Annotated in this window: 11 protein-coding genes and 1 rRNA gene; 1 reads left to right on the top strand and 11 read right to left on the bottom strand. The window is 54.1% G+C overall.

Translation table 11 applies throughout. The annotated features are described in order from the left end of the window. Positions 1–115 precede the first annotated feature (115 nt). The 10 genes from rsmI to IDH41_RS30300 all read right to left on the bottom strand — a co-directional run bounded on the left by rsmI (position 116) and on the right by IDH41_RS30300 (position 7,588). On the bottom strand, positions 116–997 hold the full coding sequence (gene rsmI / locus IDH41_RS30345; RefSeq protein WP_190867949.1) for a 16S rRNA (cytidine(1402)-2'-O)-methyltransferase: 882 nt from the start codon (positions 995–997) through the stop codon (positions 116–118). Next, positions 994–1,662, bottom strand: a complete 669-nt coding sequence (locus tag IDH41_RS30340; RefSeq protein ID WP_190867951.1) for a tRNA1(Val) (adenine(37)-N6)-methyltransferase — start codon at positions 1,660–1,662, stop codon at positions 994–996. The genes rsmI and IDH41_RS30340 overlap by 4 nt, the downstream gene beginning before the upstream one ends. A 153-nt stretch (positions 1,663–1,815) precedes the next feature. Further along, positions 1,816–2,217, bottom strand: a complete 402-nt coding sequence (locus IDH41_RS30335; RefSeq protein ID WP_190867947.1) for an initiation-control protein YabA — start codon at positions 2,215–2,217, stop codon at positions 1,816–1,818. Between the two features lie 62 nt (positions 2,218–2,279). After that, positions 2,280–3,083, bottom strand: coding sequence for a PSP1 domain-containing protein (locus IDH41_RS30330; protein ID WP_190867945.1), 804 nt, complete (start codon positions 3,081–3,083; stop codon positions 2,280–2,282). 3 nt (positions 3,084–3,086) lie between these two features. Then, positions 3,087–4,064 (bottom strand): DNA polymerase III subunit delta', encoded by a 978-nt coding sequence (holB, locus tag IDH41_RS30325; protein ID WP_190867943.1) that lies wholly within the window; start codon positions 4,062–4,064, stop codon positions 3,087–3,089. Positions 4,065–4,098: 34 nt separating this feature from the next. After that, positions 4,099–4,542: a YaaR family protein gene (locus IDH41_RS30320; RefSeq protein WP_190867942.1), complete on the bottom strand. Its 444-nt coding sequence runs from the start codon at positions 4,540–4,542 to the stop codon at positions 4,099–4,101. A gap of 16 nt (positions 4,543–4,558) precedes the next feature. Beyond that, the gene (locus IDH41_RS30315) at positions 4,559–4,888 is read right to left on the bottom strand and encodes a cyclic-di-AMP receptor (protein ID WP_056634702.1); all 330 of its coding nucleotides are present in this window, start codon (positions 4,886–4,888) and stop codon (positions 4,559–4,561) included. A gap of 77 nt (positions 4,889–4,965) precedes the next feature. Beyond that, positions 4,966–5,622 (bottom strand): dTMP kinase, encoded by a 657-nt coding sequence (gene tmk / locus IDH41_RS30310; RefSeq protein WP_190867940.1) that lies wholly within the window; start codon positions 5,620–5,622, stop codon positions 4,966–4,968. 118 nt (positions 5,623–5,740) lie between these two features. Then, positions 5,741–7,264, bottom strand: a complete 1,524-nt coding sequence (locus IDH41_RS30305) for an aminotransferase class I/II-fold pyridoxal phosphate-dependent enzyme (RefSeq protein ID WP_190867938.1) — start codon at positions 7,262–7,264, stop codon at positions 5,741–5,743. A gap of 108 nt (positions 7,265–7,372) precedes the next feature. Then, the gene (locus IDH41_RS30300; RefSeq protein ID WP_190867936.1) at positions 7,373–7,588 is read right to left on the bottom strand and encodes a sigma factor G inhibitor Gin; all 216 of its coding nucleotides are present in this window, start codon (positions 7,586–7,588) and stop codon (positions 7,373–7,375) included. Between the two features lie 234 nt (positions 7,589–7,822). Between IDH41_RS30300 and IDH41_RS30295 the strand changes: the two genes are divergently transcribed. After that, positions 7,823–8,350 (top strand): transposase, encoded by a 528-nt coding sequence (locus tag IDH41_RS30295; protein WP_190867934.1) that lies wholly within the window; start codon positions 7,823–7,825, stop codon positions 8,348–8,350. A 133-nt stretch (positions 8,351–8,483) separates the two neighbouring features. Here the strand turns inward: IDH41_RS30295 and rrf are convergent. Beyond that, a 5S ribosomal RNA gene (rrf, locus tag IDH41_RS30290) occupies positions 8,484–8,600 on the bottom strand. Positions 8,601–8,760: the final 160 nt, after the last annotated feature.

Here is an 8,760-nt window from a genome sequence, read left to right as displayed (position 1 = left end):
CTTATCAACTTGTTAATTCTAACCTTTTTTATACTCCTTATTGCCTTCCTGCGCTAGAACCCGGCCAGGAAGGTCTTTTTTTTTTTATTAGAACCCGCCCGTCCGCCTAATCGTTCTAACGGTTTACTTCATTATATACGTCCCGCTTCGGCAGCCCCCGATCCGCGGCCGTCCGCTTGATCGCCTCCTTCCGGTCGTATTGCTCCTCGTAATGCGCGACGTGGGCCGCAAGATCGAGCTTCGACCACCATGCGCCGTCCTCGTCCCCCGCGCCGGCCGTCTCGCCGTCCGTCCCTTCGGCGACGATGCAGAACTCTCCCAGCGGCGGATGCTCCACGAACCACGCCAAGCATTCCGATATCGTACCGCGCACGGCTTCCTCGTGCCGCTTCGTAAGCTCTCTTACGCAAGCGATCGTACGGTCGCCGAAGCATTCCAGCATCGCGGCGAGCGTTTTCTCAAGGCGGTGTGGAGACTCGTAGAAGAGCAGCGTCTCCTTGCGGTCCTTCAGCTCCTCCAGCCACTTCATGATCGCTTTGCGCTCGCGCGGCGGGAAGCCGGCGAACAGGAACCGCTCCGTCGGCAGTCCCGACATGATTAGCGCGGATAACGCCGCGTTGGCGCCGGGTACCGGTATGACCGGAATATGCCGATCGACCGCATCCTTCACCAAATCGGCGCCCGGATCCGATATGGCCGGCAGACCGGCGTCGCTTACGAGGGCGATCGATGTTCCTTCGAGCAGCATGCGGATAAGCTCGGGACCGCTCGCCCGCTTATTATGCTCATGATAGCTTACTGTTCGGGTGTTGATCTCGAAGTGAGTGAGCAGCTTGCGCGTCTGCCGCGTGTCCTCCGCCGCGATAAGCTGCACTTCCTTCAATATACGGATCGCACGGTACGTCATATCCTCCAGATTGCCGATCGGCGTGGCGACCAGATACAAGCTGCCCGTGCTTTGCTCGGCTCGCGCCAAGAAGCTTTTTTGGATATTCAAACGATTTGCACCCCATTCTCGTATACCATGATCGGCGGCAGAAGCTTAATATCAGGTTTTCCATCCCGTATCGCTTCTATTAATATCATATTCGCTTCGGCGCTCGCGTTCGGATGAACGAACTGGATCCGCTTCGGTTCAAGCCGCCACCTGCGCATCGTCTCCACGATATCGAGCAGCCTCGACGGCCGATGCACCATCGCTACTTTGCCGCCCGGCCTCACGAGCCTGGAGGAAGCCGCCGCCACGTCCTCGAGCGTGCAATGGATCTCATGCCTTGCGATCGCGTAATGCTCGTTCTCGTTCTGATCGCCCGACGTCACCGGCATATAAGGCGGGTTGACGGTCACCGCGTCGTAGACGCCGTTGCCGGCGAGCTTCGGATACATGCGCAGGTCCTGTTCAATGATCGTAATGCGTTCGGACAAACCGTTCAGCTCTATGCTCCTTCTTGCCATATCGGCCAGCCGCGGCTGAATTTCCACTCCGTCGATCCTGGCTTTCGTTCGCTCGGAGAGCAGCATCGGAATGACGCCGTTCCCCGTGCACAAATCAACGATCCGCCCGTATTTCGGCACACTCGCGAACCGGGACAGCAGCACCGCGTCGAGCGAGAAGCTGAACACGTCGCGGCTCTGTATAATTTTCAAGCCCGTTTCCGTCATTAAATCGTCCAGTCGTTCATTTTCGGCCAAAGGTATCGTATCCGACAAGTTGCAAGTCTCTCCTTCTCACAAGTGTGCTAAACTTATCCATTTTTATCGTTTTAAAAAAAATACCGTCCTCTGCGGCAAGGACGGCGTGTCTTTACGGATTCCTTATTTATTTAGGAAGGATAGACAGAACAAACAGTCGCCTTCCGTCCGCAAATGCCCGTAATATACGTTGCAAATGTGGAATCCTTCGTGATACAAGCGGGTCAAATTATCATGCCCTTCGCCGATCGCGACGCTCGCTTCCGTCATAGCCTCGCTCGCGACGACCGGCGAGCCATGGCCCGCCGCGGCTTGTTTCCTCTTCGCGGGAGCGCTTGCGACATGATGTTCCAGCTCCGCTTCTCTCTTGAACAGCCGACGCAGCTGATCGTTCTCTTCGGTCAGGCGCTTATTCTCCTCGAGCAGCTCCTTCACCTTCTGCTTCAGCGCGCCAAGCTCGGTATGGATAGCGCCTACTCGAACGTCCAGCTCGTCCATTTGCACGAAAATATCTTTCTTCTCCAAGTTCCCCACCCCAGAGCTTCAAGCGTGAGGGTTACCTCACCCGTGAGAATCGCACTTCGCCTCTACTTGACGACGACGTCGTCCAGCGGCAGTTCTTTCGGTTTGCCCGGTATATCGAATAATTGCACATACACGCTTTTGGTGGATGTGTTAATGCCTGTCACTTTGCCTTCGCCGTAAGAGGTCACGACGATCTTGCCGACGGCCGGCAGCTCTTCGCGGATGCTCTCGTAGTTGTCATGCTCGTATTTGAGACAGCACATGAGACGGCCGCATAGTCCGGAAATTTTGGTCGGATTCAGCGATAGATTCTGATCCTTCGCCATCTTGATCGAGACGGGCTCGAAATCGCCAAGCCAGGAAGAGCAGCATAAGACTCGTCCGCAAGGTCCGATGCCTCCGAGCATCTTCGCTTCGTCGCGAACCCCGATCTGGCGAAGCTCGATCCGGGTCCGGAATACGCTGGCTAAATCCTTCACCAGCTCGCGAAAGTCGACTCTGCCTTCCGCCGTAAAGTAAAAGATGATTTTGTTGCGGTCGAACGTAAATTCGACGTCCACCAGCTTCATCCGGAGCTGATGGCTCTTAATCTTCTCAAGACAGGTAACGAACGCGTTCTTGGCGGCCGTGCGATTCTCGTCGACGATCTTCGCGTCGGCATCGCTTGCGATCCGTATCACTTTCTTGAGAGGGAGGACGACATCCGATTCACCGACTTGCTTCTGTCCCACCACCACTTTACCGTATTCGATACCGCGCGCGGTTTCAACAATAACATGTTGCTCCTTGTCCACGGGATGCTCGACCGGATCAAAGTAATAGATCTTGCCCGCTTTCTTGAAGCGGACACCGACGACATTATACAAGGATTAGCCCTCCTGTAAGTTTACCAATAGTTGCTCGAAAGCAAGCTGAGGCGCAACGTTCGCACGCATACGCTTGCCCGCTTCGAGCGTATGCTCCATGCAGCACACCCACTGCGCGACCGAGCGGTTAAAGGCGTGCTTGCTTATCCAATCCAGCTGATCTATAAAAACGATGCTGTCCTGCCTTCCGGCCTGGAACTGTATCAAATCTTTAAACCAAATAACCAATAACGACAACAGCAATTGAATGTGTTCAACCAATTCCGTCTTGAATAGCTGTTGCTGGGCAGTGATCATCGCCGCGGTGAATCGGGTCAAACTCTCCTTGCCTAATTGTATCACTAGGTTTCTGATTTCTGCAAATTGATTCTGCTGGAGAAATTGTCTAGCTCCGGCAAGCCCGGACGTCAGCTGCACGGCCGCTCTGGCCAGCGCCTGTGGCGCTCCTTCTTCGACAAGCTTTTGCAGCATGCTCTCCGGCGACATCGGCAGGAAGGGCACCCACTGCGTGCGGGAGCGGATCGTCGGCAGCACGGCTTGTCCGTTGTCGGTAATGAGGATCGCAACGACCGGCGACAGCGGCTCCTCCAAAAATTTAAGCAGGCTGTTGGCCGCCTGCACCGTCATCTTATCGGCTTGCTCGATCATATACACTTTGCGCTTCGTGCCGGTATTGCGGTATGAAAAATCGCGCTGCAGCTCGCGGATCTGGTCGATTTTGATCGATTGCCCTTCCGGCGCGACCATCGTTAAATCCGTCTGGTTCCCGTGCTCGAACTTTCGACATTCCAAGCACTCGCCGCAAGCGTCCGCCCCGCCCGCCGTACAGAACAGCGCCTTGGCGAATTCCCGCGCCATCGCCATTCTGCCCGTCCCCGAAGGGCCGTTGAATAAATAAGCATGAGAGATTTTGCCGCTTTGCAGGGCGTGCTTCAATATGCGCTGCGCCTTCCACTGCCCGGCAACTTGTTCAAGGCTCATGAATTGTTCCTAACCTTTCCCTGATCTCCCTTTATCAGAATAATAAATTGATCAGCATGCCCCGGATCTCGCCGATTTTGTTCAGCAAGTCGATTCTTCCCTGCTCGCTGTCCAGCAAATCCTCGGCCATCGACACGAGCGTCGCGTCAATTTCGTCAAGCAGCTTATAACGTTTCATCCGCCCTCTGCGGTCGAAGCCCTTCACTTCCTTCAGCACGACGCCCCGCCTGATCGTATCCTCCAAAAACTGCTTGATCATTTGGCGGTACAGCTTCAGCTCGCGAACGGTCATCGTCTTCGCCAAGCGATCGCCCTGCCTCTGGATGTCCTGCAGCTTCTGCTGAAGCTGCTCCTGCGTGCGGTTCGCATCCTGCTGCACCATGACGTCTGCGAAGCTTCTCGGCTGAACCTGCTTGGCTCCCGCGTCGTTGCCGGCGCGATTTTGCCCCAGCGGGCGGAAGCCATGATCGATCTTCATCCTAAGTCACGCCCAATCAAAAATGTTCAAACCGCTCGACAGGAACGACGAAGACGGCGGCCCCGCCTACCTGCACCTCGACCGGGAACGGAATGTAGGAATCCGTCGAACCGCCCATCGGCGATACCGGCGTCACCAGCTGATCGCGCACTTTGCAGTTCGCGTTTATAACCTGAAGCACCTCGTGCACCCGCTCGTCCTCGATCCCGATCATGAACGTCGTATTCCCCGCGCGCAAAAACCCGCCCGTACTGGCCAGCTTCGTCGCCCTAAATCCTTCGCGCACCAATGCATTCGACAGCCGATTGCTGTCCTTATCTTGAATAACCGCGATTACTAATTTCATCCTCATTCCCCCTCGACTACTATTAGAATTGGTTATTGAGTTCAATCGTATAACAGAATGCTTAACAGGTCCATCTATTAAGATTTGACATCGGTTGCAAAAAATCCTGCAAATCGGCGTTCAATTGCGGTTAAAACCTCACGAAATACCATTTCGGAGCTTTGTTCGGCATTTATCCGCACCATTCGATCCGCATGATTTTGCAGCAGCTGCATATACCCTTCGCGCACCTTCTCGTGGAAGGAACGCTTCTCCAGATCAAGCCGGTTCACTTCCCGGTCCGCCGCCCCGGCTATGCGGGACAAACCGACTTCCGGGCTGACATCCATATAAATCGTCATGTCGGGCATAAGCTCCTGAATGGCGAAGCTGTTAATATTCCACACCTCATCCATCCCTAGCCCCCGCGCATAGCCTTGATAAGCCAGGCTGCTGTCCACGAAACGGTCGCATATGACATGTCGGCCTTCCGCGAGCGCAGGCACTACTTTCTCGACCAGATGCTGTCTGCGGGCAGCCGCGTAGAGCAGCGCCTCCGTGCGGGCATCCATCGATACGTTGCCGCGATCCAAAATAACGGATCGGATCTGCTCGGCGATCGGAATGCCGCCGGGCTCCCTCGTCGTCAAGAACGGAACGCCCTTCTGAACCATTGTATTCGAAAGCTGTTCGATCAGTGTCGATTTGCCGGCGCCTTCGCCGCCTTCTATGGTGATGAATATTCCTTTTTTCAAGCTCAAGCTTCCCCTAACCTATAAGTTAATCAATCTTCTTCCTATCTTAACAAAAAAGAATCATTCCTTGTACATAAAAACGTTGCTGCCGGCGCGAAGAACTTCGATCGCTCGTCGATCACTGGCCCTTATAAACCTCGATCGTTGCCATCGACGGGTCCGACGCCCCTTGAAATTTCGCGCCCATCGATGCCAGCCTTGTAATCTGGCCGGCGATGGCCGCCGTAATTCGCTCGCCGGGATACAAAATCACGATGCCGGGCGGGTACGGGGTGACCATCTCCGCCGATAGGCAATCCACGGCATGCTCGAGCTTCATTCGTTTGCTGTCCGCTTGCGCATAACGATCCCTGGTGAACGAGACCGGCTCGGACATGGACTGTGGCTGATACGTGACGCCAGACGCATCCAATACCGCCGCCGATCCGGCGGGCGGGTTAGTTTCCTGTTCTTTCATCGCGATCGAAATCGCCTCTACTCCATGCTGTAGCTTGCGAATGTCCTCTTGCGACGTCTGCACGCCGAAAACAAGCACGACATACCGGGGATCCGCCATCTCCGCATAACAACCGTACCGCTCCAGCCGAAGCTGCAGCTCATATCCGCTTATCCGCTCGCTGCTGTCGTATAGAACGAGCCTGAGCGGGTCGGCATAGCGCGCTGCGGCTTCTTCCTTGACCGCTGTTCTCTCCGCCTCTCGGATCGGGAATTCGCTATGCCTAAGCCATGCTCGGAACATTGCGGCGGCGCCTAAGCCTTGTTCGAACAATTGGCCGCCCAATGCGTCGATCATTGCTCGGGAAATATCAAGCGACGCGAGTATCGGAAAGGACGGACTCGAGCTTTGAATCATGGCGAGCGATTGGCGAAGCTTGTCTCTGCGGATCCGATCCCCTCGTACATGAAGCATGGCGCCCATCGTAAGTGCCGGCAACGTTTTGTGCGCGGATTGGACGACGGCGTCCGCTCCTTCGCTAAGGGCTGATGGAGGCAGCTCCGGGTGAAAGCCGTAGTGGGCGCCGTGCGCCTCATCGACGACGAGCGGCTTTTGGAATCGATGGATAAGTTCGGCGTAAGCTTGCAGATGAATGCCCATCCCGTAATAATTCGGGTTCGACAATACGACGCCCTTAGCCTCGGGATATCGCCGAAGCGCCTCTTCAACATCCTGCAGCGACGGAATCGTGGCCAGTCCCGTGCATGGATCGATTTGAGGCGACAGGAATACCGCCGATGCCCCCGCAAGCTTCAAGCCGTTTATAATCGACTTATGAACGTTTCGCTGCACGATGACGAGATCGCCCGGCTGCTCGCAGAGCGCTAGCAGTAAGGCAAGGTTCCCTGCCGTGCTTCCCCCAACGAGAAAAAAAGATTCGTCCGCCCCGAACGTGCGTGCCGCGAGCCGCTGCGCTTCCAGGATAGACGCCTCCGGATGATGCAGATCGTCCGTCGTCGACAGCTCCGTAACGTCGAGCCGCATAACGGCCGAAAACCATTCGGCGGGATGATGGCCGGCATCGTTCAAAATCAGTTTTTGCTTCAGTGCCTCTCCGTATCGGTGGCCGGGAACGTGGAAGCCGGCCGGCTCGCTCTCGGCATGAGAGATAAGCGCTTCAAGCAAAGGAGCATAAAATAGCTTCATTATGTATAAACATCCCTTTCGCGTAACAATCAAGTCCGATGAACCATCCTTCTTATTTTACCCGAAATGAATGTCAAAAAAAGAGCGGCTTCTGTCGCTAGAAGCCGCTCAAGCGTTTTTTTCCAAAAAGATTTGCTTCATTTGATGAATGAAAAAAGGATATTTCGCATCCCTGACATCGGTTCGAACCATTTCTTCTTCGCAGGTCTCGCATATAAAGCCGGATACGATCCGGATCCCTTGCCCTTCGACCTTCAGCTGACCGCAAATGATGCAGTGGTGCTCGCCGTTTTCGATTATGCTTTCGGTTTCGTTTTCGTTCATTAGAATCCCCGCTTTCCTTCACTTACCTATATAGCTACTATTATGACACATAGTCTATCGTTTTATACTTGTTTCATAGCCCATTTCAAATATTTATATATCGTATGCGGCAGCCGGGCGAATGGTTACTCCATCCGTAAAATGTTTTTGCGGAGCTATGGATAGTTGTCGGACAAATACCGATATAGTTGAAGAAAGCTTATTCATTTCCGAAACGGAAGGACGTGCCTTGTCATGCGCCAGCCATTAGCCAGTCAACCCAACGCAACCATTTATCAGTACCAACTCGTAAAACGAATCTCCATTCGCATGGAGCTTATATACAGTTACTTTCTGATCGCCGGCATCCTGCTTGCTTTTCAAATGCTAGCTTACCATATGGACGGCTTATTCTCCTGGTTAATTGGATTTGCTATCGTACAGGTCGTTCATCTTTCCATTTTGCTGCTGACCTTCATCCGAGTCGATGAGGCTGCCGACCGCAAATGGGTTTGGCGCGTAACGCCGCCCTGGATCGGCTTCAAGCCCGCTAACGACATCAAGCTTCTCTTGTTTCGCCGCGTGCACCGCCATTTGTTTTGGATCGGACTATGCGCCATTGCGCTCCTCTACCCCTGGATCAAAGAATCGTTGATGATCAGCGTCGTCAGCTGGCATTTGTGGCTCTTGATCCCGAAGCTGCTCCTTTCCTTTACGTTCCGCAAGCAAAAGGAAGGCCTCCTGCGACTGCAAGCGTGGGAAGCATCGTTCTATAAGCCATAATCGATTGCCTTCGTGCTTTCCGTTCCGTACGTCTAAGGCTTTTATTTATTTCCATAGCCCATCTTGGCTATGGCTAATTCTTCTTCGCATGAACAACAAAAAACCTACCGCAAACCTGCGGTAGGTCTCTCGTGCTTGGCGACGTCCTACTCTCCCAAGACCCTGCGGTCTAAGTACCATCGGCGCTGGAGGGCTTAACGGTCGTGTTCGGTATGGGAACGCGTGGTTCCCCTCCGCCATCGCCACCAAACTGGATTTTTCGCTGAATCGCTTCCCGAGTCGCCTCAGAAAAGATCCAACCCTTATCCTTCAAGGCATTGCGCCCTGAAAACTGGATACGAAAGTGTGTGCTGAAATGCTTAGTTTCTGGTATTTCTTTAGGATAAGCCCTCGACCGATTAGTATTCGTC

Origin of the sequence: Paenibacillus arenilitoris, from assembly GCF_014705655.1 — a bacterium.
Taxonomy (GTDB): domain Bacteria; phylum Bacillota; class Bacilli; order Paenibacillales; family Paenibacillaceae; genus Pristimantibacillus; species Pristimantibacillus arenilitoris.
Note: the sequence above shows the minus strand (reverse complement) of the source record. Positions and strands in the feature narration are given on the sequence as shown.

Bases quoted from the DNA above. Each gene is read 5' to 3' on its own strand.
- IDH41_RS30320 (WP_190867942.1), bottom strand. From the start codon at position 4,542: ATGAAGATCGATCATGGCTTCCGCCCGCTGGGGCAAAATCGCGCCGGC.
- IDH41_RS30300 (WP_190867936.1), bottom strand. From the start codon at position 7,588: ATGAACGAAAACGAAACCGAAAGCATAATCGAAAACGGCGAGCACCAC.
- IDH41_RS30315 (WP_056634702.1), bottom strand. From the start codon at position 4,888: ATGAAATTAGTAATCGCGGTTATTCAAGATAAGGACAGCAATCGGCTG.
- IDH41_RS30295 (WP_190867934.1), top strand. From the start codon at position 7,823: ATGCGCCAGCCATTAGCCAGTCAACCCAACGCAACCATTTATCAGTAC.
- IDH41_RS30340 (WP_190867951.1), bottom strand. From the start codon at position 1,662: ATGACGGAAACGGGCTTGAAAATTATACAGAGCCGCGACGTGTTCAGC.
- holB (WP_190867943.1), bottom strand. From the start codon at position 4,064: ATGAGCCTTGAACAAGTTGCCGGGCAGTGGAAGGCGCAGCGCATATTG.
- IDH41_RS30305 (WP_190867938.1), bottom strand. From the start codon at position 7,264: ATGAAGCTATTTTATGCTCCTTTGCTTGAAGCGCTTATCTCTCATGCC.